This is a genomic window from Kocuria carniphila, assembly GCF_004136555.1.
Taxonomy (GTDB): Bacteria; Actinomycetota; Actinomycetes; order Actinomycetales; family Micrococcaceae; genus Kocuria; species Kocuria carniphila.
Genome location: NZ_NOIT01000018.1, coordinates 1 through 22,422, shown reverse-complemented (window position 1 = coordinate 22,422; position 22,422 = coordinate 1). Strand labels below are relative to the sequence as shown.

33 protein-coding genes are annotated in these 22,422 nt (G+C 61.9%); all 33 read right to left on the bottom strand.

The genetic code is table 11. From position 1 onward, the window contains the following. Positions 1-20: 20 nt before the first annotated feature. Entirely contained in the window at positions 21-1,040 is a 1,020-nt protein-coding gene (locus EWV37_RS13115) for a DNA-directed RNA polymerase subunit alpha (RefSeq protein ID WP_095796598.1), read from the bottom strand. Positions 1,041-1,184: 144 nt separating this feature from the next. Beyond that, positions 1,185-1,589, bottom strand: a complete 405-nt coding sequence (gene rpsK / locus EWV37_RS13110; RefSeq protein ID WP_012397714.1) for a 30S ribosomal protein S11 — start codon at positions 1,587-1,589, stop codon at positions 1,185-1,187. 59 nt (positions 1,590-1,648) lie between these two features. After that, on the bottom strand, positions 1,649-2,017 hold the full coding sequence (gene rpsM, locus EWV37_RS13105) for a 30S ribosomal protein S13 (protein WP_095796597.1): 369 nt from the start codon (positions 2,015-2,017) through the stop codon (positions 1,649-1,651). Between the two features lie 161 nt (positions 2,018-2,178). Further along, a complete protein-coding gene (gene rpmJ / locus EWV37_RS13100) occupies positions 2,179-2,292 on the bottom strand; it encodes a 50S ribosomal protein L36 (protein ID WP_016997073.1) in 114 nt (37 codons plus the stop codon). Between the two features lie 90 nt (positions 2,293-2,382). Further along, entirely contained in the window at positions 2,383-2,604 is a 222-nt protein-coding gene (infA, locus tag EWV37_RS13095) for a translation initiation factor IF-1 (RefSeq protein WP_016997072.1), read from the bottom strand. 264 nt (positions 2,605-2,868) lie between these two features. Next, positions 2,869-4,014, bottom strand: coding sequence for a dual-specificity RNA methyltransferase RlmN (gene rlmN / locus EWV37_RS13090; RefSeq protein ID WP_095796596.1), 1,146 nt, complete (start codon positions 4,012-4,014; stop codon positions 2,869-2,871). A 37-nt stretch (positions 4,015-4,051) separates the two neighbouring features. Further along, positions 4,052-4,885 (bottom strand): type I methionyl aminopeptidase, encoded by an 834-nt coding sequence (map, locus tag EWV37_RS13085; RefSeq protein ID WP_129702098.1) that lies wholly within the window; start codon positions 4,883-4,885, stop codon positions 4,052-4,054. A gap of 116 nt (positions 4,886-5,001) precedes the next feature. Beyond that, the gene (locus EWV37_RS13080; RefSeq protein ID WP_095796594.1) at positions 5,002-5,568 is read right to left on the bottom strand and encodes an adenylate kinase; all 567 of its coding nucleotides are present in this window, start codon (positions 5,566-5,568) and stop codon (positions 5,002-5,004) included. A 99-nt stretch (positions 5,569-5,667) separates the two neighbouring features. After that, the gene (gene secY, locus EWV37_RS13075; protein ID WP_095796593.1) at positions 5,668-6,981 is read right to left on the bottom strand and encodes a preprotein translocase subunit SecY; all 1,314 of its coding nucleotides are present in this window, start codon (positions 6,979-6,981) and stop codon (positions 5,668-5,670) included. A 196-nt stretch (positions 6,982-7,177) separates the two neighbouring features. Next, entirely contained in the window at positions 7,178-7,648 is a 471-nt protein-coding gene (rplO, locus tag EWV37_RS13070; protein WP_095796666.1) for a 50S ribosomal protein L15, read from the bottom strand. A gap of 2 nt (positions 7,649-7,650) precedes the next feature. Continuing rightward, positions 7,651-7,860 (bottom strand): 50S ribosomal protein L30, encoded by a 210-nt coding sequence (gene rpmD, locus EWV37_RS13065; protein WP_095796592.1) that lies wholly within the window; start codon positions 7,858-7,860, stop codon positions 7,651-7,653. Then, complete coding sequence (rpsE, locus tag EWV37_RS13060; protein WP_095796591.1) at positions 7,860-8,585, bottom strand: 30S ribosomal protein S5; 726 nt, start codon at positions 8,583-8,585, stop codon at positions 7,860-7,862. The genes rpmD and rpsE overlap by 1 nt, the downstream gene beginning before the upstream one ends. Then, the gene (rplR, locus tag EWV37_RS13055) at positions 8,582-8,953 is read right to left on the bottom strand and encodes a 50S ribosomal protein L18 (protein WP_016997064.1); all 372 of its coding nucleotides are present in this window, start codon (positions 8,951-8,953) and stop codon (positions 8,582-8,584) included. The genes rpsE and rplR overlap by 4 nt, the downstream gene beginning before the upstream one ends. Positions 8,954-8,955: 2 nt before the next feature. After that, positions 8,956-9,492, bottom strand: coding sequence for a 50S ribosomal protein L6 (rplF, locus tag EWV37_RS13050; RefSeq protein WP_095796590.1), 537 nt, complete (start codon positions 9,490-9,492; stop codon positions 8,956-8,958). 32 nt (positions 9,493-9,524) lie between these two features. Further along, positions 9,525-9,923 (bottom strand): 30S ribosomal protein S8, encoded by a 399-nt coding sequence (gene rpsH / locus EWV37_RS13045; protein ID WP_095796589.1) that lies wholly within the window; start codon positions 9,921-9,923, stop codon positions 9,525-9,527. Positions 9,924-9,998: 75 nt separating this feature from the next. Then, a complete protein-coding gene (gene rplE, locus EWV37_RS13040; protein WP_095796588.1) occupies positions 9,999-10,568 on the bottom strand; it encodes a 50S ribosomal protein L5 in 570 nt (189 codons plus the stop codon). After that, positions 10,568-10,912: a 50S ribosomal protein L24 gene (gene rplX / locus EWV37_RS13035; RefSeq protein WP_095796587.1), complete on the bottom strand. Its 345-nt coding sequence runs from the start codon at positions 10,910-10,912 to the stop codon at positions 10,568-10,570. Before rplX ends, rplE begins: the two co-directional genes overlap by 1 nt. Position 10,913: 1 nt before the next feature. After that, complete coding sequence (rplN, locus tag EWV37_RS13030; RefSeq protein WP_095796586.1) at positions 10,914-11,282, bottom strand: 50S ribosomal protein L14; 369 nt, start codon at positions 11,280-11,282, stop codon at positions 10,914-10,916. A 571-nt stretch (positions 11,283-11,853) separates the two neighbouring features. Beyond that, on the bottom strand, positions 11,854-12,138 hold the full coding sequence (gene rpsQ, locus EWV37_RS13025) for a 30S ribosomal protein S17 (RefSeq protein ID WP_016997057.1): 285 nt from the start codon (positions 12,136-12,138) through the stop codon (positions 11,854-11,856). Continuing rightward, positions 12,135-12,440: a 50S ribosomal protein L29 gene (rpmC, locus tag EWV37_RS13020; protein WP_016997056.1), complete on the bottom strand. Its 306-nt coding sequence runs from the start codon at positions 12,438-12,440 to the stop codon at positions 12,135-12,137. The genes rpsQ and rpmC overlap by 4 nt, the downstream gene beginning before the upstream one ends. Positions 12,441-12,443: 3 nt before the next feature. Then, positions 12,444-12,860, bottom strand: a complete 417-nt coding sequence (gene rplP, locus EWV37_RS13015) for a 50S ribosomal protein L16 (RefSeq protein ID WP_016997053.1) — start codon at positions 12,858-12,860, stop codon at positions 12,444-12,446. After that, complete coding sequence (gene rpsC / locus EWV37_RS13010) at positions 12,860-13,702, bottom strand: 30S ribosomal protein S3 (RefSeq protein ID WP_016997051.1); 843 nt, start codon at positions 13,700-13,702, stop codon at positions 12,860-12,862. The genes rplP and rpsC overlap by 1 nt, the downstream gene beginning before the upstream one ends. After that, complete coding sequence (gene rplV / locus EWV37_RS13005) at positions 13,703-14,068, bottom strand: 50S ribosomal protein L22 (protein WP_016997049.1); 366 nt, start codon at positions 14,066-14,068, stop codon at positions 13,703-13,705. A gap of 50 nt (positions 14,069-14,118) precedes the next feature. Continuing rightward, positions 14,119-14,400 carry a 30S ribosomal protein S19 gene (gene rpsS / locus EWV37_RS13000; protein ID WP_016997047.1) on the bottom strand — a complete coding sequence of 94 codons (282 nt, stop codon included), beginning with the start codon at positions 14,398-14,400 and terminating at the stop codon, positions 14,119-14,121. Positions 14,401-14,412: 12 nt separating this feature from the next. Next, positions 14,413-15,252 carry a 50S ribosomal protein L2 gene (gene rplB, locus EWV37_RS12995; RefSeq protein ID WP_095796585.1) on the bottom strand — a complete coding sequence of 280 codons (840 nt, stop codon included), beginning with the start codon at positions 15,250-15,252 and terminating at the stop codon, positions 14,413-14,415. A 31-nt stretch (positions 15,253-15,283) separates the two neighbouring features. Beyond that, complete coding sequence (gene rplW / locus EWV37_RS12990) at positions 15,284-15,589, bottom strand: 50S ribosomal protein L23 (RefSeq protein WP_016997045.1); 306 nt, start codon at positions 15,587-15,589, stop codon at positions 15,284-15,286. Beyond that, a complete protein-coding gene (gene rplD / locus EWV37_RS12985; RefSeq protein ID WP_129702096.1) occupies positions 15,586-16,215 on the bottom strand; it encodes a 50S ribosomal protein L4 in 630 nt (209 codons plus the stop codon). Before rplD ends, rplW begins: the two co-directional genes overlap by 4 nt. A gap of 6 nt (positions 16,216-16,221) precedes the next feature. Next, positions 16,222-16,878, bottom strand: a complete 657-nt coding sequence (gene rplC, locus EWV37_RS12980; protein WP_095796583.1) for a 50S ribosomal protein L3 — start codon at positions 16,876-16,878, stop codon at positions 16,222-16,224. Between the two features lie 16 nt (positions 16,879-16,894). Then, on the bottom strand, positions 16,895-17,203 hold the full coding sequence (rpsJ, locus tag EWV37_RS12975) for a 30S ribosomal protein S10 (RefSeq protein WP_003803825.1): 309 nt from the start codon (positions 17,201-17,203) through the stop codon (positions 16,895-16,897). A gap of 534 nt (positions 17,204-17,737) precedes the next feature. Further along, the gene (gene tuf / locus EWV37_RS12970) at positions 17,738-18,928 is read right to left on the bottom strand and encodes an elongation factor Tu (protein ID WP_095796582.1); all 1,191 of its coding nucleotides are present in this window, start codon (positions 18,926-18,928) and stop codon (positions 17,738-17,740) included. Between the two features lie 159 nt (positions 18,929-19,087). After that, positions 19,088-21,202, bottom strand: coding sequence for an elongation factor G (fusA, locus tag EWV37_RS12965; protein WP_095796581.1), 2,115 nt, complete (start codon positions 21,200-21,202; stop codon positions 19,088-19,090). 79 nt (positions 21,203-21,281) lie between these two features. Next, the gene (rpsG, locus tag EWV37_RS12960) at positions 21,282-21,752 is read right to left on the bottom strand and encodes a 30S ribosomal protein S7 (RefSeq protein ID WP_095796580.1); all 471 of its coding nucleotides are present in this window, start codon (positions 21,750-21,752) and stop codon (positions 21,282-21,284) included. Then, entirely contained in the window at positions 21,752-22,126 is a 375-nt protein-coding gene (gene rpsL, locus EWV37_RS12955) for a 30S ribosomal protein S12 (protein WP_016998029.1), read from the bottom strand. The genes rpsG and rpsL overlap by 1 nt, the downstream gene beginning before the upstream one ends. Positions 22,127-22,422 lie beyond the last annotated feature (296 nt).

Here is a 22,422-nt window from a genome sequence, read left to right as displayed (position 1 = left end):
AACGGGAAAGTTGTAAGACTTCAGTCGAGGTCGACGTCGAACGGGTTGTTGTTCTCGTCCTCGTCCTCCAACGAAGCTGCGTGCGCGGCGAGGTCGTAACCTGGCGGGGAGTCCTTGAGAGCAAGTCCGAGCTCCTGGAGCTTGGCCTTGACCTCGTCAATGGACTTGGCGCCGAAGTTACGGATGTCCATCAGGTCTGCCTCAGAGCGTGCAACCAGTTCACCCACGCTGTGGATGCCCTCACGCTTCAAGCAGTTGTAGGAACGAACCGTCAGTTCGAGATCCTCGATGGGCAGAGCCATGTCAGCGGCAGCGGCAGCGTCCGTGGGAGACGGGCCGATCTCGATACCCTCAGCCGTGGTGTTGAGCTCGCGAGCCAGACCGAACAACTCGACCAGGGTGGTACCGGCGGAAGCAACGGCATCACGCGGGGTGATGGCTTCCTTGGTCTCCACGTCCAGGATGAGCTTGTCGAAGTCGGTGCGCTGCTCCACACGGGTGGCTTCCACGCGGAACGTCACCTTGAGCACCGGGGAGTAGATGGAGTCGACCGGAACGCGACCGATCTCGGCATCCGCTGACTTGTTCTGCGAAGCAGAAACGTAGCCGCGGCCGCGCTCGATCGTCAGTTCGATCTCCAGCTGGCCCTTGGAGTTCAGGGTGGCAATGTGCAGTTCCGGGTTGTGGACCTCGACACCGGCCGGAGCCGAGATGTCAGCGGCGGTCACTTCGCCGGGTCCCTGCTTGCGCAGCCACGCGGTCACGGGCTCGTCCTCCTCGGAGGAGAGCGAGAGCTTCTTGATGTTCAAGATCAGCTCGGTGACGTCTTCCTTGACACCGTCCACGGTGGAGAACTCGTGCAGCACACCGTCAATGCGGATGCTGGTCACGGCGGCACCGGGGATGGAGGACAAGAGAGTGCGGCGCAGGGAGTTGCCGAGGGTGTAGCCGAAACCGGGCTCGAGCGGTTCGATCACGAACCGGGAGCGGTTATCAGCCACTACCTCTTCGGTGAGGGTGGGGCGCTGTGCGATGAGCACTGATGTTTCCTTTCAGCGTGCCTCCGCCATATGACGCACGCAGGTGGTGGAAAACAAGGGGTGAGGTGCGCGGAGATCAGGCGAGATCACCGCGTCGATGCGCGGGCACCGAACCCTGAGGGTTCGGTGCTCACGCTGCACGCATCAAACGCGACGGCGCTTGGGGGGACGGCAACCATTGTGAGCGGACGGGGTGACGTCCTGAATGGAACCAACCTCGAGCCCGGTGGCCTGCAGTGCGCGGATAGCGGTTTCACGTCCGGAACCCGGTCCTTTGACGAACACGTCAACCTTGCGCATGCCGTGCTCCTGAGCACCCTTGGCTGCGGCCTCGGCGGCCTGCTGAGCGGCGAACGGGGTGGATTTACGGGATCCCTTGAAGCCCATGCCGCCGGCGGAAGCCCACGACAGAACGGCACCGGAGGGGTCGGTGATGGAAACGATGGTGTTGTTGAACGTGGACTTGATGTGGGCCTGGCCCTGAGTCACGTTCTTATTAACCTTGCGACGCGGCTTACGAGCAGCCGTCGCGCGAGTTTTCTGAGCCATGAATTCTCCTACAAAGATCTTCGACGTTGATCAGCCACCGGCTTGGGTGGCGACCACGATTACTTCTTCTTGCCGGCGACCGTGCGCTTGGGACCCTTGCGGGTACGTGCGTTGGTCTTGGTGCGCTGACCGTGGACCGGAAGGCCACGGCGGTGACGCACACCCTGGTAGCTGCCGATTTCGACCTTGCGGCGGATGTCGGCGGCAACCTCGCGGCGCAAATCGCCTTCGACCTTGTAGTTGCCTTCGATGTAGTCGCGCAGCTCGACGAGCTGAGCGTCGGTGAGATCCTTCACGCGCACGTCACCCGAGATGCCGGTGGCCTCAAGGGTTGCGAGTGCACGGGTACGACCCACGCCGTAGATGTAAGTCAGCGCAATTTCCAGCCGCTTTTCGCGGGGGAGGTCTACGCCTGCGAGACGAGCCATATTGGCGGTTCTCCTTGTACTGTCCGGAGGTCTTGAACACTGCGTCCCGAACAAGATGTTGCGTTCGGTCTCCGGCCTCCGTGCCGGGGGTTGCCGCACCGTGCGGTGCTAGCTGCAGTGTCCGTTCTGTCAATCCACTTGCGTGGGCGGGAGCGCTCCCGTCAGCCCTGGCGCTGCTTGTGCCTGGGGTTCGAGCAGATCACCATGACTCGGCCATTACGGCGAATCACCTTGCAGTTGTCGCAGATCTGCTTGACGCTCGGTTGGACCTTCATCGCATTCCTTCGCGTACTAGTGGTGGTGAATAACGCAGCAAACACCCCGCAGATCACAACGATCCGCGCGGTGCGTGGTGCCGCGAATTTCTACTTGTAGCGGTAGACGATCCGGCCTCGGGTTAGGTCATACGGGCTCAGCTCCACCACGACCCGGTCCTCAGGAAGGATTCGGATGTAGTGTTGGCGCATTTTCCCAGAGATGTGGGCAAGCACCTTGTGACCGTTGTTCAGCTCAACACGGAACGACGCGTTGGGCAGAGCCTCGACCACAGTGCCTTCGATCTCGATGACTCCGTCTTTCTTGGCCATATCCTCCGCTAACTTTTCGAGGGGTCCGGTTATCTATCCGGACGGTTTACAGGACTCTCTCCGCTGATTGCCGACAGCCACAATGCGCCCCTGCAGCGTGAGCTCGGGGTGGATTTGTGGACGGGCAGGGCTCAGCGGCGCGAGCACAGACAACCAACGCAATACTTTACGCGGTTGAGACTTGATATGCAATCCGGTAACGGGTAGTGAGTCACCTGCGACCTTCGCGGCGGGTCGATCCGGGGCGACGACGCCGCCGCGGGTCTAGACGTCCGCGGCCAGCTGGCCGCACGCGCCGTCGATGTCGGAACCGCGTGTATCACGCACCGTGGTGGGAATTCCGTGGGCGCGCAGACGCTCCACGAAGTTCTGCTCGACTCCAGGACGCGAGGCCGTCCACTTGGACCCCGGGGTGGGATTGAGCGGGATGGGGTTAACGTGCACCCAACCGGCACCGCGCTTGTTGAGCTTCTCCCCCAGCAAATCCGCACGCCAGCCTTGATCGTTCATGTCACGGATCAGGGCGTACTCGATTGATACACGGCGCCCGGTGGCGTCGTAGTACTCGCGGGCGGCATCCAGCGCCTCATCCACCTTCCACCGATTGTTGACCGGGATCAGTTCGTCGCGCAGTTCGTCGTCCGGGGCGTGCAGGGACAGCGCCAGGGTGATGGGCAACTTCTCCTGCGTGAACTTCCGCATCCCGGGCACCAGACCCACAGTGGACATGGTCAACCCGCGCGCGGAAAGTCCCAGACCCTCCGGTGACGGATCGATCAGGCGGTGTACCGCGCCCATGGTGGCCTTGTAGTTGGCGAGGGCCTCCCCCATGCCCATGAACACGATGTTCGACACGCGCAGCGGTGCTTCCTCTGCAGGACCCACCACACCGTCACGCAGACCTCGGATGCCCTGGACAACTTGGTCCACGATCTCCGCGGCGGAGAGGTTACGAGTCAGACCTGCCTGACCGGTCGCGCAGAACGGGCAGTTCATGCCACAACCTGCCTGGGATGAGATGCACATGGTCACGCGCTTGCTGTATCGCATGAGCACGGACTCGACCATGGCGCCGTCGAACAGCCGATGGACGGACTTGACCGTCATGCCCTGGTCCGCCTTGAGGTTCTTGACCGTGGTCAACAGTGGCGGCATGGCCGCTGCAACCAGTTCCTCGCGTTGTCCAGCCGGCAGGTCGGTCATCTTGTCCGGATCGGTTTCGAACCGTTCGAAGTAGTGCTTGGACAATTGCGCCGCTCGGAACGCCGGGTAGCCGGCGTCCTGCAGCATCTTCTTGCGCCCGGCCAGATCCAGGTCGGCCAGGTGCTGCGGGGGTTTACCCCGGCGAGCGGGTTTGAATACCAGCTGCCCGGGTTTAGGTCGTTCGGTGATCTCTACGTCGGTGGCCATGTCAGGTCCTTTCGCTCGTGCGTACCGCGCGTGCGGTTCAGGATGCGGCTATCGGGACGGGATGTACGCCCAGGGGTTCGAGTTCGGATGCGCCGCCGTCTTCAGCGGTGAGGACCCACAGGCCCTTGGAGTGCAGGCACACGCTGTGTTCCCACTGGCTCGCGTTGGCGCCGTCCACGGTCACCACGGTCCAGTCGTCGTCCAGGATCTTGGTCTCGATCCCGCCGCGCACCAGCATCGGTTCAATAGCCAGTGCCATGCCCGGGACGAGCCGGGGTCCGCGGTTGCGCACGGCGTAATTGGGAACGTCCGGGGCCATGTGCATGGCGGTGCCGATGCCGTGGCCCACGTAGTCCTCGAGGATCCCCAACCGCTGTCCGACCAATCCGTGGACGTAATCCTCCACAGCCTGACCGATGTCACCCACGTGAGTGCCGGTGGCCATGGCCGCGATGCCGCGCCACATCGCCGCGCGGGTCACCTTGGACAGCTCGACGTCCGCCGGGTCGTGGTGCTCCCCCACCAGGACAGTGCGAGCCGAGTCACCGTGCCAACCATCCACGATGGCACCGCCGTCGATGGAAACAATGTCCCCATCGAGCAACACCTGGTCCCCCGGGATTCCGTGAACAACGCGGTCGTTGACGGATACGCACACCGTGGCCGGATAACCGTAGTAGCCCAGGAAGTTGGACTCGGCATTGTTGGCCGCCAGGACGTCCCGGAAAGCTTGATCCACATCAGCGGTGGTGGCCCCGGGAACGGCAGCGGCCACGGCGGCGTCGAGCGCGCGCGAGGTCACCACCCCGGCTCGCGACATGAGCGCAAGCTGGGCATCGGACTTCAGTTCTACCTTGCGGCGACCAAACACGGTGCGCGCTTCCCTTCGTAGTGGTGAGTTCTATCAACGGCTAAGCCCTCGGAACGCGCTGTATGGCGCCGTTCCGAGGGCTCACACCCAAATTCTTATCTCAGCGAGATCGCATTTCAGCTGGCCAGCGCCGCCATGATGCGCTCGGTGACCTGATCGATGTCGCCCAGGCCGTCGACCTCGGTGACAATGCCGCGCTTCTCGTACACGCCAACGACCGGCGCGGTCTGCTGGTCATACACGTCCAGGCGGTGCCGAATGACGTCTTCCGTGTCATCGGTGCGGCCCTGATCCTGCGCGCGGCCGAGCAAGCGCTTGACGAGCTCGTCGTTGTCAGCGGTCAGCAGCAGCACGACATCCAGGTGAGTGCCATTGGCCTCGAGGATGCTGTCCAGCTCCTCGACCTGGGCCACGGTGCGCGGGTAACCGTCCAGCAGGAACCCGTTGTTCACGTCATCCTGTGCCAAACGGTCCCGCACCATGGAATTGGTCACGGAGTCCGGCACCAGATTGCCCGCGTCCGTGTACCGCTGCGCTTCCTTGCCGAGTTCGGTCTGCTCTTTGATATTGGCTCGGAAAATGTCCCCGGTGGAGATCGCAGGAACGTTCAACCGTTCACAAATGCGAGCCGCCTGAGTGCCCTTGCCAGCGCCTGGCGGTCCGATGATCAACAAACGGGTCATGGTTTCTCCTTGCACGAACTTCTCTGGTCCCCCACCACTTTACTGGCAACAGCCCGGCAGCGGGGCGGATCGTACGGATCCGCGGGACTTGGTGGACAACTACTTACGCAGCAACCCCTCGTAGTGACGCTGCTGCAGCTGCGCGTCGATCTGCTTCACGGTGTCCAAACCCACGCCCACCATGATCAGCAGCGAAGGACCACCGAACGGGAAGTTCTGGTTGGCGTCGAACAACACCAGAGCGATGAGCGGGATCATGGACACGATGCCCAGGTAGAGAGCACCCGGGAGCGTAATGCGGGACAGCACGTAGCGCAGGTAGTTCTCCGTGGGCCGGCCCGCGCGAATTCCGGGGATGAAGCCGCCGTATCGCTTCATGTTGTTGGAGACCTCTTCCGGATTGAACGTGATGGACACGTAGAAGTACGTGAACGCCACGATCATCAGGAAGTACGTGACCATGTAGACCGGGTGGTCACCGGATGTCAGGTACGTGTTGATCCAATTGACCCAACCGGGCACCGGAGAGCCGTCATTCGGCATCCCGAACTGCGCGATCATGGACGGCAGCATGAGCATGGATGAGGCGAAGATGATGGGGATCACGCCGGCCATGTTGACCTTGAGTGGGATGTAGGTGCTGGTGCCGCCAATGGTTCGACGACCCACCATGCGCTTGGCGTACTGCACCGGGATGCGACGCTGCGACTGCTCCACGAACACGACGCACGTGATGACCACGAGTCCCACGGCGCACACGGCCAGGAACAGGCCCCAGCCGCGGGTGCGAAGGATGTCGCCCAGTGCGGACGGGAAGGTTGCGGCGATCGAGGTGAAGATCAGCAAGGACATGCCGTTGCCGACACCGCGGTCGGTGATGCGTTCGCCCAGCCACATGATCAGCGTGGTGCCGGCGGTCATCGTAAGAATCATGATGACCAGGATCATCAGGGAATCGTTCGGGATGATCGGCAAGGGGCAGTCACCCAACAGCGCGCCGGATCGAGCCAGCGAGACCACGGTGGTCGCGTTGAGCGCGGCCAGCCCAATGGTCAGATAACGAGTGTACTGAGTGAGTTTGGTCTGCCCCTGGGCACCCTCTTCGTGGAGTTCCTGGAACCGGGGAATCACCACGCGCAACAGCTGCACGATGATGCTCGCCGTGATGTACGGCATCACACCGAGCGCAAAAATGGACAACTGCAACAGTGCGCCACCGCTGAACAGGTTGACCAAGTCGTACACGCCACCGGTCGTGTTACCCAGTGCTAGACACTGCTGTACGTTGCCGTAGTCCACGCCAGGCGCAGGAATGAAAGTGCCCAACCGGTAGATCACGATGATCCCGAGGGTGAACAGCAGCTTGTTGCGCAGTTCCGGCGTTGTGAACGCCCGTGCGAAAGCACTGAGCACAGGTCCTCCTCCAAAAACTTCAGTGTTGGCCCGGCCGGTCCCGACCCCGGGCAAGTCTAGCGAAGGATGTTGCGCGCACACGCGAGAGGTGAGCGCGAACACCCTGATAAAAAGCAGCGGGCCCCGTGCCGACAATACGGCACGGGGCCCGCTTCAGTTCAGGGTTACACCCTACAACCGATTACTGCGTTCAGTCTCACGCGGTCTGCGTGGAACCGCCGGCAGCTGCGATCTTCTCAGCCGCGGAGGCCGAGAACTTGTCCGCGGTGATGTTCAGTGCAACGGAGATCTCTCCGGTGCCCAGAACCTTGACCGGCTGGTTCTTGCGCACTGCACCCTTGGCAACGAGATCGGAAATACCGATCGTGCCGCCCTCGGGGAACAGCTCGCCCAGACGATCCAGGTTCACGACCTGGTACTCGACGCGGAACGGGTTCTTGAACCCGCGCAGCTTGGGCAGACGCATGTGCAACGGCAGCTGACCGCCGGCAAAACCGGCCTTCACCTGGTAACGCGCCTTGGTGCCCTTGGTACCGCGACCGGCAGTCTTACCCTTCGAAGCCTCACCACGACCCACACGGGTCTTGGACTGGTGAGATCCGGGGGCCGGACGCAGGTGGTGAACCTTCAGAGCGTGCTGCTTCTTGCTCCCAGTGTTTTCAGCCATGGTCACTCGGCCTCCTCAACCTCTACGAGATGCGACACGGTATTGATCATGCCCGCGGTCGCTGCATCGGCCTTGCGCTCCACCACGTTGCCCGGCTTCTTCAAACCGAGGGAACGAAGGGTGTCGCGCATGTTCTGCTTCTGACCGACCACGGAGCGGATCTGCTTGATACGCAGTGTGGCACCGTTGGCCTGAATACGCTTTCCGTTCATCAGGCACCTGCCTTCTGGATATCGCGCAGCAGCGGGCCCGGAACAACCTCGTCCATGGGCAGGCCACGACGGGCAGCCACGGAAGCGGGCTCTTCGAGCATACGCAGGGCCTCAATGGTTGCGTGCACGATGTTGATCTGGTTGGACGAGCCCAAGGACTTGGACAACACGTCGTGGATGCCCGCGCACTCGAGTACGGCACGCACCGGACCGCCGGCGATAACACCGGTACCCGGAGTGGCCGGACGCAACATCACGACACCGGCAGCGGCTTCGCCCTGCACGCGGTGCGGAATGGTGCGCTCTTCCACGCGAGGAACCCGGAAGAAGTTCTTCTTGGCTTCCTCGACGCCCTTGGAGATGGCGGCGGGAACTTCCTTGGCCTTGCCGTAGCCCACGCCAACCATGCCGTTGCCATCGCCAACCACCACGAGGGCGGTGAAGCTGAAGCGGCGGCCACCCTTGACCACCTTGGAGACACGGTTGATGGTCACGACGCGCTCGAGGAACTTGTCCTTCTCTTCCTCGCGACCGCCACGGCCACCACGGCCGCCGCGCTCGTTACGACCGCCGCGCTCGCCACGGCCACCGCGCTCGTTGCGGTTACCGCGACCGCCGCGGCCACCGCGGTTGTCCTCGGTTCCCTGCTGAGCCTCAGTAGCTTCGTTGGAAGCGTTGGTGGCTTCGCTCACCTTGGTTTCCTTCTCATTGTTCTGCTCGCTCACAGCGCCAGACCTCCTTCACGGGCACCATCGGCCACCGCGGCCACACGGCCGTGGTACTTGTTACCGCCACGGTCGAAGACAACCGTTTCGACACCGGCAGCCTTGGCGCGTTCGGCGACGAGTTCGCCGACACGCTTGGCCTTGGCGGTTTTGTCCTCCGAGGCGGCCCGCAGGTCAGCTTCCATGGTGGAAGCTGACGCCAGGGTTACACCCTTGTCGTCGTCGATCACCTGAGCGACCATGTGACGCGCGGAACGGGTCACTACGAGACGGGGACGCAGAGCGGTACCCGAAACGTACTTGCGTACGCGGCGGTGACGACGTGCGCGCTGAGCGGACTTCGACTTGCCCTTGATTACGAGAGCCATGATTACTTACCAGCCTTTCCGGCCTTGCGGCGGATCTGCTCGCCGGCGTAACGCACGCCCTTGCCCTTGTAGGGGTCGGGCAGACGCAGCTTGCGGATCTTTGCGGCAACCTGGCCAACCTGCTGCTTGTCGATACCGGCGACGGTGACTTTGTTCGAACCTTCCACGGACAGCGTGATGCCGTCCGGAGCCTCGAACGGAACAGGGTGGCTGTAACCCAGAGCGAACTCCAGGTTGGCGCCCTTGGCCTGAACACGGTAACCGGTTCCGACGATTTCCAGCTGCTTGCTGTAACCCTCGGAGACACCCTGGACCATGTTGGCGATCAGGGTACGAGTCAAACCGTGCAGAGCGCGGGACTCGCGCTCGTCGTTGGGGCGGGCAACCTGAACGGTGCCGTCTTCAACAACCACGGTGATGGGAGCGGCCACGGTGTGAGTCAATTCGCCCTTGGGGCCCTTGACCTTCACCACGGAACCGTCCACAGCGACCTCCACACCGGCGGGCACAGAGATCGGGAGACGTCCAATACGTGACATGTTCTCTTCCTTTCTTTGTTCTGTGCTGCCGATTACCAGACGTACGCGAGGACTTCCCCGCCCACGCCCTTCTTGCCGGCCTGCTTGTCAGTCAGCAGACCCGAAGAGGTGGAGAGGATCGCGATGCCCATGCCGCCGAGAACCTTCGGCAGGTTGGTGGACTTCGCGTAAACGCGCAAACCCGGCTTGGAGATACGGCGAACGCCTGCAATGGAGCGCTCACGGTTGGGGCCGAACTTCAGGGACAGGGTGAGGGTCTTACCGACCTTGGCCGGTTCCTCACTCCAGTCCGCGATGTAACCTTCGGCCTTGAGGATGTCCGCAACCCGAGCCTTCAGCTTGGAGTACGGCATGCTCACGGTGTCGTGGTATGCGGAGTTCGCATTACGCAGACGCGTCAGCATGTCTGCGACAGGATCTGTCATTGTCATGTTTGGGCACATGCCCTTCCTCGTCACGGTTTCCCGACCGGTTACAGCCAGTCGGGACCTCTGACGTCGCGGGAATTAGTTGGTCTTGAACGGGAAGCCGAGCGCCTTGAGCAGCGCGCGACCCTCGTCGTCAGTCTTTGCGGTGGTCACCACGGTGATGTCCATACCGCGCACACGGTCGATCCGGTCCTGGTCGATTTCGTGGAACATGGACTGTTCCGTCAAACCGAAGGTGTAGTTGCCGTTGCCGTCGAAGTGACGGTCGGACAAGCCACGGAAGTCACGGATACGCGGCAGGGCCAGCGTGACCAGACGGTCCAGGAATTCCCACATACGATCGCCACGCATGGTGACGTGAGCGCCGATGGGCATACCTTCGCGCAGCTTGAACTGCGCGATGGACTTCTTGGCACGGTTGACCACGGGCTTCTGGCCGGTGATGGCGGTCAGGTCCTTGATGGCGGAATCCACCAGCTTGGAATCCTTGGCTGCCTCGCCCAGACCCATGTTCACGACAACCTTGGTGATGCGGGGCAGTTCCATGACGTTCGTGTAACCGAACTCTTCCTGGAGTGCCGGCGCAACGGTTTCCTGGTACTTGGTCTTGAACCGCGGGGTCATCTTGGTTTCGGTCGTTTCGCTCATCACAGATCCTTGCCGGTGCTCTTGGACACGCGAACGCGAACGGTCTTCTGCTTGCCGTCACGCTCCACGGTCTCGGTGCGATAGCCCACGCGGGTCGGCTTGCCGGTCTCCGGGTCCACGAGCATCACGTTCGAGATGTGAATGGGAGCCTCGGTCTTGACGATGCCGCCGGCTTCGCCCTGGGCGCTGGCACGCTTGTGCTTGGTCACCACGTTGACACCTTCGACAACCACGCGGGAAGTCTCGGTGATCACACGCAGGACCTTGCCCTGCTTGCCCTTGTTCTGCTTGTTGCCGGAAATAACCTGAACCAGGTCTCCGGTCTTGATCTTGAATTTCGCCATGTCAGAGCACCTCCGGAGCCAGCGAGATGATCTTCATGAACTTCTTGTCGCGCAGCTCGCGGCCCACGGGGCCGAAGATACGCGTGCCACGGGGATCCCCGTCGGTCTTCAAGATCACTGCGGCGTTCTCGTCGAAACGAATGTAGGAACCGTCGGAACGGCGCCTCTGCTTCTTGGTACGGACCACAACTGCCTTGACAACGTCGCCCTTCTTGACGTTGCCACCGGGGATTGCGTCCTTAACGGTGGCGACAATGACGTCACCAATGCCTGCGTAACGGCGTCCGGATCCACCGAGTACACGGATGGTGAGGATTTCCTTCGCACCCGTGTTATCGGCGACCCTAAGCCGCGACTCCTGCTGAATCACTGATTTCTCCTGTCGTCGCGCCGGTTCTCATCCATATCTGGACGATGTCGAGCCTTGCGGAACGGTAGATATTTGAACGCTTCGCTGAACGGTGCTCCCCGTGGCCGTAGGAGGGGCCCGAGGCGTTTTCGCAAAGCACGTACGCGCTGGGTTTGTGGCGTGAGTGATTCGAAGTAATTCAGACGAACTAATCGTCTGCTTCGCTGCCCCACCGAGGATCGGTCTGCTCAACCAGAATCCGTGAACGGGCAACGGCACGCGGTGAACATCGCTTGGCGATGCCGCGTGGTACTTCGCGCGTAAAGCCGCACGAAGACGCTGGTTCATGCCCCGATTTCCCTGCGGAAATCACGGTCCGCCGGGCGGGCCGTGGGGCATTGTGGATTCTGACTCAGCAGTGTCGAAGTCAGTGATGTGGGCACACGTGTGCCACACGCGTACTGATCCACTGTACAGCCCACGGACTGGTAGGTCCAACTGGGCGGTTCCGGCAAAGCCACGGGCCCCCATCCGAAGATGAGGGCCCGTGTGTCGGCTCAGAGCCGGCATGCTTTGTCGATCTCGGGAAGCCTTACTTGGCCTTCTCGATGATCTCCACGATGCGCCAGTTCTTGCTGGCGGACAGCGGACGCGTCTCGGCGATACGCACGAGGTCACCGACACCAGCGGTGTTCTCCTCGTCGTGCGCCTTGATGCGCTTGGACTTACGCATGACCTTGCCGTAGAGGGCGTGCTTCACACGATCCTCGACCTGCACGACCACGGTCTTGTCCATCTTGTCGGAGACTACGTAGCCGCGACGGGTCTTACGGTCACCGCGCTCGGCCGTGGCCTCGTTGTTAACCTGCTCGCTCACTTGGCATCATCCTCAGACTTGGCGGCCTTCTTGCTTTTCTTGGCTGCCTTCTTGTCGGTCTCTACAGCAGTCGCCTGGACCTCTTCGCGGATGCCCAGCTCGCGCTCACGGAGCACGGTGTAGATGCGGGCGATGTCACGCTTGACGGACTTCAGACGACCGTTGCTCTCGAGCTGACCGGTTGCGGACTGGAAGCGCAGGTTGAACAGCTCTTCCTTGGACTTCCGCAACTGCTCGGTCAGAGCACTGTTGTCGAGCTCCGCGAGGTTTTCCATGTTCAGATCCTTAGATCCAATGGCCATTGATCATTCACCACCTTCGCGACGCACGATACGTGCCTTCATCGGGAGCTTGTGGATTGCCAAACGAAGCGCCTCACGGGCGACCTCTTCGGACACGCCGGAGATCTCGAACATGATGCGTCCGGGCTTGACGTTGGCGACCCACCATTCGGGAGAACCCTTACCGGAACCCATACGGGTTTCGGCAGGCTTCTTGGTCAGGGGACGGTCCGGGTAAATGTTGATCCAGACCTTACCGCCACGCTTGATGTGACGGGTCATTGCGATACGCGCGGACTCGATCTGACGGTTGGTGACATATGCCGGGCTCAGTGCCTGGATGCCCCACTCGCCGAACGATACCTGGGTTCCGCCCTTAGCCTGGCCCCGACGCTTGGGGTGGTGCTGCTTGCGGAACTTAACACGACGTGGGATAAGCATTACTTACCACCCTCTGCGTTGGGCGCCTCCGCAGCGTTGTTCTGCTGCGGGGCTGCGGCGGAGTCGTTACGCTCACGGCGTCCGCCACGGTCGTTACGGTCATTGCCACCACGACGACGACGCTCGCCGCCACCGGCGCCACCGCGACGGTCGTTGCGTCCGCGCGAAGACGGAGCAGCGGCCTGCTGTGCAGCCAGTTCCTTGGAGGTCAGGTCGCCCTTGTAGATCCAGACCTTCACGCCGATACGGCCGAAGGTGGTCTTGGCCTCGAAGAAGCCGTAGTCGATGTTCGCGCGCAGGGTGTGCAGGGGCACACGGCCTTCGCGGTAGAACTCCGAGCGGGACATTTCAGCGCCTCCCAGGCGGCCGGCGCACTGGATACGAATACCCTTGGCACCCGCACGCTGTGCGGACTGAATAGCCTTCTTCATGGCGCGGCGGAAGGCCACGCGAGAAGCGAGCTGCTCGGCGACGCCCTGAGCAACCAACTGTGCGTCGGTCTCGGGGTTCTTGACTTCCAGGATGTTCAGCTGGATCTGCTTGCCGGTCAGCTTTTCGAGCTCACCGCGGATGCGGTCAGCTTCGGCGCCGCGGCGGCCGATCACGATGCCCGGACGGGCGGTGTGGATGTCCACACGCACACGGTCACGGGTGCGCTCGATCTCGACCTTGGAGATACCGGCGCGCTCCATGCCCTTGGACATGAGTTCGCGGATCTTCACATCCTCGCGGATGTAGTCCTTGTAGCGCTGGCCCGGCTGGTTGGAGTCGGCGTACCAGTGCGAGATGTGGTCGGTGGTGATACCCAGACGGAATCCGTTGGGGTTGATTTTCTGTCCCACTTAGCGGACCTCCTCCTTCTCCGGGGTCGCCACGACCACGGTCACGTGGCTCGTGCGCTTGTTGATGCGGTACGCACGACCCTGGGCGCGCGGCTGGAACCGCTTCATGGTGGGGCCCTCGTCCACGTAAGCAGCGGAGACAACGAGGTCTTCCTGCTTGAACGCGAGGCCTTCACGGTCGGCCTTCTGCCGTGCGTTAGCTACGGCGGATTCGAGAACCTTGAATACCGGCTCGGAAGCTGCCTGGGGGGCAAACTTCAGAATCGCCAATGCCTCATTCGCCTGCTGGCCACGAATCAGGTTGACGACGCGCCGGGCCTTCATAGGCGTCACGCGGATGTAGCGCGCAGATGCCTTGGCTTCCATTGCTTTCCTTCTCTCGTCTTGTCGAAGAAGTGCTACGTGCTAACCAGAGGTCAGCGACGCTTGCCCTTCTTGTCGTCCTTCACATGGCCGCGGAATGTGCGGGTGGGAGCGAATTCGCCGAGCTTGTGCCCGACCATCGACTCCGTGATGAACACCGGGATGTGCTTGCGTCCGTCGTGCACGGCGATCGTGTGGCCGAGCATGTCGGGCACGATCATCGAGCGGCGGGACCACGTCTTGATGACGTTCTTGGTGCCCTTCTCGTTCTCCTTGGCGACCTTCAGGTAGAGGTGCTGATCAACGAAAGGGCCCTTCTTGAGGCTGCGTGGCATTAGTCAGGCTCCTTAGCGCTTGTTCTTGCCGGTACGACGACGACGGACGATGAGCTTGTCGCTTTCCTTGTTGGGGCGACGGGTGCGTCCCTCGGGCTTGCCGTTCGGGTTGACCGGGTGGCGACCACCGGAAGTCTTACCCTCACCACCACCGTGGGGGTGATCCACGGGGTTCATGACGACACCGCGGACGGTCGGGCGGATGCCCTTCCAACGGTTACGGCCGGCCTTGCCCCAGTTGATGTTGGACTGCTCGGCGTTGCCAACCTCGCCCACGGTTGCGCGGCAGCGCACGTCGACGTTGCGGATCTCGCCGGAGGGCAGACGGAGCTGGCCGTACTTGCCTTCCTTGGCGACGAGCTGCACGGAGGCGCCGGCCGAACGAGCCAGCTTGGCGCCGCCACCGGGACGCAACTCCACGGCGTGGAGCACGGTGCCCACGGGGATGTTGCGCAGCGGCAGGTTGTTACCGGGCTTGATGTCGGCGGACGGGCCGGACTCGACAACATCGCCCTGCTTGAGCTTGTTGGGAGCCACGATGTAGCGCTTGGTGCCGTCAACGAAGTGCAGCAGCGCAATGCGAGCCGTACGGTTGGGGTCGTACTCGATGTGAGCGACCTTGGCATCAATGCCGTCCTTGTCGTGACGACGGAAGTCGATGACACGGTACTGGCGCTTGTGTCCACCGCCCTTGTGACGGGTGGTGATACGACCGGTGTTGTTACGACCGCCCTTCTTGGGCAGCGGACGCACCAGAGACTTCTCGGGCGTTGTGCGCGTGATTTCTACGAAGTCGGCAACCGACGAGCCACGACGGCCCGGGGTTGTCGGCTTGTGCTTACGGATAGCCATAGTTGAAATTCCTCGTTAAAGTGGTCTCCGCTCAGGCGAGCGGACCGCCGAAGATGTCGATGGAACCTTCCCGAAGGGACACGATGGCACGCTTGGTGGCCTTTCGCGTTCCCCAGCCGAAGCGAGTGCGCTTGCGCTTACCGGGACGATTGAGGGTGTTGACGGACTCGACCTTGACACCGAAGATCTTCTCCACGGCGTACTTGATCTCGGTCTTGTTCGCTGAGGGGTCCACCTGGAAGGTGTACTTACCCTCGTCGATCAGTCCGTAGGACTTCTCGGAGACGACCGGGCGAATGATCACATCGCGCGGGTCCTTGTTGTAGATCGCGCTCACTTGGCGTCCTCCTGGTTCTTACCCGTAGCGGACGCAGCAGCAACGAACGAGTCGTAAGCGGCCTTGGTGAAGATCACGTCGTCCGAGACGAGCACGTCGTACGTGTTGAGCTGGTCTGCGTACACGGCGTGCGTGTTGACCAGGTTGCGCACGGACAATGCAGTGACATCGTCGCTGCGGTCCAGAACAACCAGCACGTTCTTGCGTTCGGTGATCGAACGCAGTGCTTCCTTGGCGGCCTTGGTGGACGGCTCGGAAGCAGTCACCAGATCGGCAACCACGTGGATGCGGTTGTTGCGAGCCCGGTCCGAGAGGGCACCGCGCAGGGCAGCCGCCTTCATCTTCTTGGGCGTGCGCTGCGAGTAGTCACGCGGGGTCGGACCGTGGACAACGCCACCGCCGGTCATGTGAGGAGCGCGGATGGAGCCCTGACGAGCGCGACCCGTGCCTTTCTGCTTGAACGGCTTACGGCCTGCACCGGAAACTTCGGCGCGGGTCTTGGTCTTGTGCGTTCCCTGGCGAGCAGCGGCCAACTGAGCGACGACGACCTGGTGAAGCAGTGCCACGTTGGTCTGCGCGTCGAAGATCTCAGCGGGCAGCTCGACGTTTACGGTTTCAGTTGCCATGGCTTATCAGGCTCCCTTCACTGCGGTTCGGACGAGGACGACCGATCCCTTGGGGCCCGGCAGGGCGCCCTTGATGAGCAGCAGGGAGTTGTCGGCGTCAACAGCGTGAACGGTCAGGTTCATGGTGGTGTGACGGGCGTTGCCCATGCGACCAGCCATCTTCATGCCCTTGAAAACACGTGCGGGGTAAGACGCGCCGCCGATGGATCCCGGCTTGCGGTGGTTCTTGTGTGCACCGTGGGAGGCGCCAACGCCGGAGAAGCCGTGACGCTTCATAACACCGGCGGTGCCCTTGCCCTTGGTGGTGCCGACGACGTCGACCTTGGTACCGGCGTCGAAGATTTCGACGGACAGTTCCTGGCCGAGCTCGTAGTCAGCGGAGTCGGAAGTACGAAGTTCGACGACGTGGCGGCGCGGGGTTACTCCGGCGGCGGCGAAGTGGCCAGCCAGCGGCTTAGAAACCTTGCGGGGATCGATCGCACCGAAGCCGATCTGAACGGCGTTGTAGCCGTCCTTGTCCTCGTTGCGCAGCTGCGTCACGACGTTGGAGTCGGCCTTGACCACGGTCACCGGCACGAACTTCCCGTTCTCGTCCCAGACCTGGGTCATGCCGAGCTTGGTGCCCAGCAGGCCCTTAACCTGGCGTTCGAAAGTGGTAGTCATTGGGGTGCGATCCTTTTTACAGCTTGATTTCGATGTTCACGTCAGCCGGCAGGTCGAGACGCATGAGCGAATCGACGGCCTTGGGCGTGGGGTCGATGATGTCGATCAGCCGCTTGTGTGTGCGCATTTCGAAGTGCTCACGGCTGTCCTTGTACTTGTGCGGCGAGCGGATCACGCAGTAGACGTTCTTCTCCGTGGGCAGCGGGACGGGTCCCACTACCGTGGCGCCTGCGCGCGTCACCGTCTCAACGATTTTCCGGGCCGAGACGTCGATGACCTCGTGGTCATAGGACTTCAGCCGGATGCGGATTTTTTGTCCCGCCATGGCGTCGTGACTCTCTTTCTTCAAGTACTTCCCTGTGTGGAGCTTTCGCTCCTTGTGTTTTGGCGCTTATATCGCCACTTCACACAGGCTGAATCCGGTAGAACCGGGTTCCTCACCCTGCTGAAGCACCGACACCCGAACTCGGGCGTGTCGCGGAAAACGCAAACACGAGTTCGCACAAATAATTTCTATGGTGTCGATTGGATGGCTGTTCACGTGGTTCCCATGGAGGCCATGGCTCGTTGAGGCTGCTTCGGTGTACCGGTTCGCCCGACGCGGTCGGGACCTTTTTACGGGCACACGCCGACACGTGAACAACAGCGACCATTCTGCCAGAGATTTACACGCCTTTGCAAACGCGCTCTTCTCATCCCCCGCCCGCAGGCCGTACGCAAGGCCGACGACGCCGCCGCGGCCGGCCGAGCGTCGTCGTCGCCGTACTGCCAGACGCGTAAGGCCCCGCCAGCAAGAAACTGGCGGGGCCTTACGGAGTGGTGTATCGGGCTAGCCGACGATCACTTCAGTCATCAGAGATTACTTGATGATCTTGGTCACCTTGCCGGAACCAACGGTGCGGCCACCCTCACGGATAGCGAAGCCGAGGCCGTCCTCCATGGCGATGGGCTGGATCAGCTCAACGCTCATTTCGGTGTTGTCACCGGGCATGACCATCTCGGTGCCTTCGGGCAGCGTGATGACGCCGGTGACGTCGGTGGTGCGGAAGTAGAACTGCGGACGGTAGTTCGAGTAGAACGGGTTGTGACGTCCGCCTTCTTCCTTGGACAGGATGTAGACGTTTGCCTCGAAGTCCGTGTGCGGGGTGATGGAACCCGGCTTGCAGACAACCTGGCCACGCTCGACATCGTCGCGCTTGAGGCCACGCAGCAGCAGACCACAGTTCTCGCCCGCGAGGGCTTCGTCCATCTGCTTGTGGAACATCTCGATACCGGTCACGGTGGTCTTCTGGATCGGGCGGATGCCGACGATCTCGACCTCGGAGTTGATCGGCAGGGTGCCACGCTCGGCACGGCCGGTCACAACGGTGCCACGACCGGTGATGGTGAAGACGTCCTCAACGGGCATCAGGAACGGCTTGTCGGTGTCGCGCTCCGGCTCCGGGATGTTCTCGTCCACGGCCTCCATGAGGTCCTCGACGGACTTGACCCACTCAGCGTCGCCCTCGAGAGCCTTCAGCGCGGACACGCGCACCACGGGTGCGTTGTCGCCGTCGAAGCCCTGGTCGGACAGCAGTTCACGAACTTCCATTTCAACGAGGTCCAGCAGTTCCTCGTCGTCGACCATGTCGGACTTGTTCAGTGCGACCAGCAGGTAGGGAACGCCCACCTGACGGGCGAGCAGAACGTGCTCGCGGGTCTGTGCCATGGGGCCGTCGGTAGCGGCAACCACGAGGATTGCGCCGTCCATCTGAGCAGCACCGGTGATCATGTTCTTCACGTAGTCCGCGTGACCGGGGGCGTCAACGTGTGCGTAGTGACGCTTCTCGGTCTGGTACTCGATGTGAGAGATGTTGATGGTAATGCCGCGCTGCTTCTCCTCCGGAGCGGAGTCGATGGCACCGAAGTCGCGCTGCTCGTTGATGTCCGGGTACTTGTCAGCAAGCACCTTGGAGATCGCAGCGGTGAGCGTGGTCTTGCCGTGGTCAACGTGGCCGATGGTGCCGATGTTGAGGTGCGGCTTGGTGCGCTCGAACTTGGCCTTCGCCATGATGTGTTCCTCCTAGAACATTGAGGTGAGACTTACTCGACGACTCCGAATGTCCGGAGTCTGCTATCACAGCGCATAGCACTGCTGCAGTCGAAACCTGTGCAAGTCTACTTTGGCTTTAGTGGTTTATCGAAATTCGGGGACTAGTCCCCGGTGGGCTTACTCGCCGCGGTTCTTCTGGATGATCTCGTCGGCGACAGCCTTGGGGACCTCCGAATAGCTGTCGAACTGCATCGAGTACACGGCGCGACCCTGGGTCTTGGAACGCAGGTCACCGATGTAGCCGAACATTTCGGACAGCGGCACGAGGGCCTTCACCAGCTTGACGCCGGTGACGTCCTCCATGGACTGGATCTGACCACGACGGGAGTTCAGGTCGCCGATCACGTCGCCCATGTACTCCTCGGGGGTGCGAACCTCCACGGACATCAGCGGCTCGAGGAGCACAGGGTTGGCGCGACGAACGCCTTCCTTGAACACCATCGAACCGGCGATCTTGAACGCCATTTCGGACGAGTCGACATCGTGGTAGGCACCGTCGAGCAGGGTGGCCTTGACACCGACCATGGGGTAACCGGCGAGAACACCCAACTGCATGGCGTCCTGGATACCGGCATCCACGGAGGGGATGTACTCGCGCGGGATGCGGCCACCGGTCACCTTGTTGTCGAACTCGTAGAGTTCCTCGGCGTCCAGCGGAAGCGGCTCGAAAGCGACCTGCACCTTTGCGAACTGACCGGAACCACCGGTCTGCTTCTTGTGGGTGTAGTCGACCTTCTCCACGGGCTTCTTGATGGTCTCGCGGTAAGCCACCTGCGGCTTGCCCACGTTGGCTTCGACCTTGAACTCGCGCTTCATGCGGTCCACCAGGATGTCCAGGTGGAGCTCGCCCATGCCGCCGATCTCGGTCTGGCCGGTCTCGTCGTTGAGGGACACCGTGAAGGTGGGATCCTCAGCGGAGAGCTTCTGAATAGCGGTGGAGAGCTTTTCCTGGTCACCCTTGGTCTTGGGCTCGATGGCCACGAAGATCACGGGTTCGGGGAAGCTCATGGACTCCAGAACGATGGGGTCCGAGGGATCGCACAGGGTGTCACCGGTGGTGGTGTCCTTCAGTCCGATGGCCGCGTAGATGTGACCGGCGGAGATCTCGTCCACCGGGTTCTCCTTGTTGGAGTGCATCTGGAACAGCTTGCCGATGCGCTCCTTCTTGCCCTTGGTGGAGTTCAGCACCTGCTCGCCGGCCTTGGCCTTACCGGAGTACACGCGGATGTAGGTCAACTGACCGTAGAACGGGTGAGCCGCGACCTTGAACGCCAGAGCAGCGAACGGAGCGTTCGCGTCTGCCGGACGGGTCATGACCTCTTCCTCGTCCTTCACGGAGTGACCCTGCACGGAGAGCACGTCCAGCGGAGTGGGGAGGTAGTCAACGACTGCGTCGAGCATGGGCTGCACGCCGCGGTTCTTGAATGCCGAACCACACAGCACCGGGTATGCCTTGGAGTTGATCGTCAGCTCACGGATACCGTGCTTGATCTCGTCCTGAGTGAGCTCTTCGCCGTTGAGGTACTTCTCCATGAGGTCGTCGTTGGCCTCGGCCACGGACTCGACCAGCTGGTTGCGGTATTCCTCGGCACGCTCCTGCAGATCCTCGGGGATCTCGCGGATTTCGTACTTGGCACCCAGGGACACGTCACCCTTGGAGTCGCCCTCCCACACGAAAGCCTTCATGGTGAGCAGGTCGACAACGCCCACGAAATCGTTCTCGGCGCCGATGGGCAGCTGCAGAACGAGCGGGGTTGCACCCAGACGGGACTTGATGGTGTCCACGGTGAAGTAGAAGTCAGCACCGAGCTTGTCCATCTTGTTGACGAAGCAGATACGCGGAACTTCGTACTTGTCAGCCTGACGCCACACGGTCTCGGACTGGGGCTCAACGCCCTCCTTGCCGTCGAAAACTGCCACGGCGCCGTCGAGCACACGCAGGGAGCGCTCGACCTCGACCGTGAAGTCCACGTGACCGGGGGTGTCGATGATGTTGATCTGGTTGTCGTGCCAGTAGCACGAGGTCGCGGCGGAGGTAATGGTGATGCCGCGTTCCTGCTCCTGCGCCATCCAGTCCATCGTGGATGCACCGTCGTGCGTCTCGCCGAGCTTGTGGTTGATGCCCGTGTAGAACAGGATTCGTTCGGTGGTCGTGGTCTTACCGGCATCGATGTGAGCCATGATGCCGATATTGCGGACCTTGTTCAGGTCGGTAAGCACGTCAAGTGCCACGATGGTTCCCTTCGTAAAGGTTGGTGCCGGGCCCAGGTGTCGACCCCGCTGTTGGCGGGGTCGACACGACTATCGGATTTTACCAGCGATAGTGGGCGAAGGCCTTGTTGGACTCAGCCATCTTGTGAGTATCCTCGCGGCGCTTCACAGCGGCACCCAGGCCGTTGGAGGCGTCGAGGATCTCGTTCTGGAGACGCTCAGTCATGGTGTTTTCGCGACGAACCTTGGCGTAGCCGACAAGCCAGCGCAGGGACAGCGCGGTGGCGCGGCCTGCCTTGACCTCGACGGGAACCTGGTAGGTGGCGCCACCGACACGGCGGGAGCGGACCTCGAGGGCCGGCTTGACGTTGTCGAGGGCCTTCTTCAAGGTTGCGACGGGGTCGGCGTTGGTCTTGTTACGAACACCCTCCAGGGCGCCGTAGACGATGCGCTCTGCGGTGGACTTCTTGCCGTCCTGCAGGACCTTGTTGATCAGCTGCGTGACAACGGGAGAGCTGTAGACGGGGTCTACGACGAGGGGGCGCTTGGGAGCGGGACCTTTACGAGGCATTACTTCTTCTCCTTCTTGGCGCCGTAGCGGGAACGAGCCTGCTGGCGACCCTTGACACCCTGGGTGTCGAGTGCGCCGCGCACGATCTTGTAGCGAACACCCGGCAGGTCCTTCACACGACCACCGCGCACCAGCACGATGGAGTGTTCCTGCAGGTTGTGTCCCTCACCGGGGATGTACGCGGTAACTTCCACGCCGCCGTTGAGCTTGACACGAGCCACCTTACGGAGAGCCGAGTTCGGCTTCTTGGGGGTGGTGGTGAACACACGGGTGCACACGCCGCGCTTCATGGGGTTGCCCTTGAGCGCGGGGGCTTTGGTCTTGACGACCTTGGACGTCCGGCCCTTGCGGACCAGCTGCTGAATAGTTGGCACAGTGCCTCCTGTTTGGGCAGACCTTGCGTTCACCGGGTGAACGGCCTGCTGACTGCGGATTGGTGAGTCACGGAAGCAGGCATGACAAAAAATGGCATCTAGGTACAAACCGCGTACCAAAGGACAGGGTCCAATTTGCCATTGAATCGAAAATGCACACGCTCGTGACCGAGCAATTCCTAGCTACCATAGCAGCTGTCGCGGGCAACTGCGAACTGGCGACGAGACTCAGCTAAAAGGTCCGGGAACGGGAGCGGGTGCCTCACGTAAGAATGTCCGCGTAGTTCCCTGGGGTG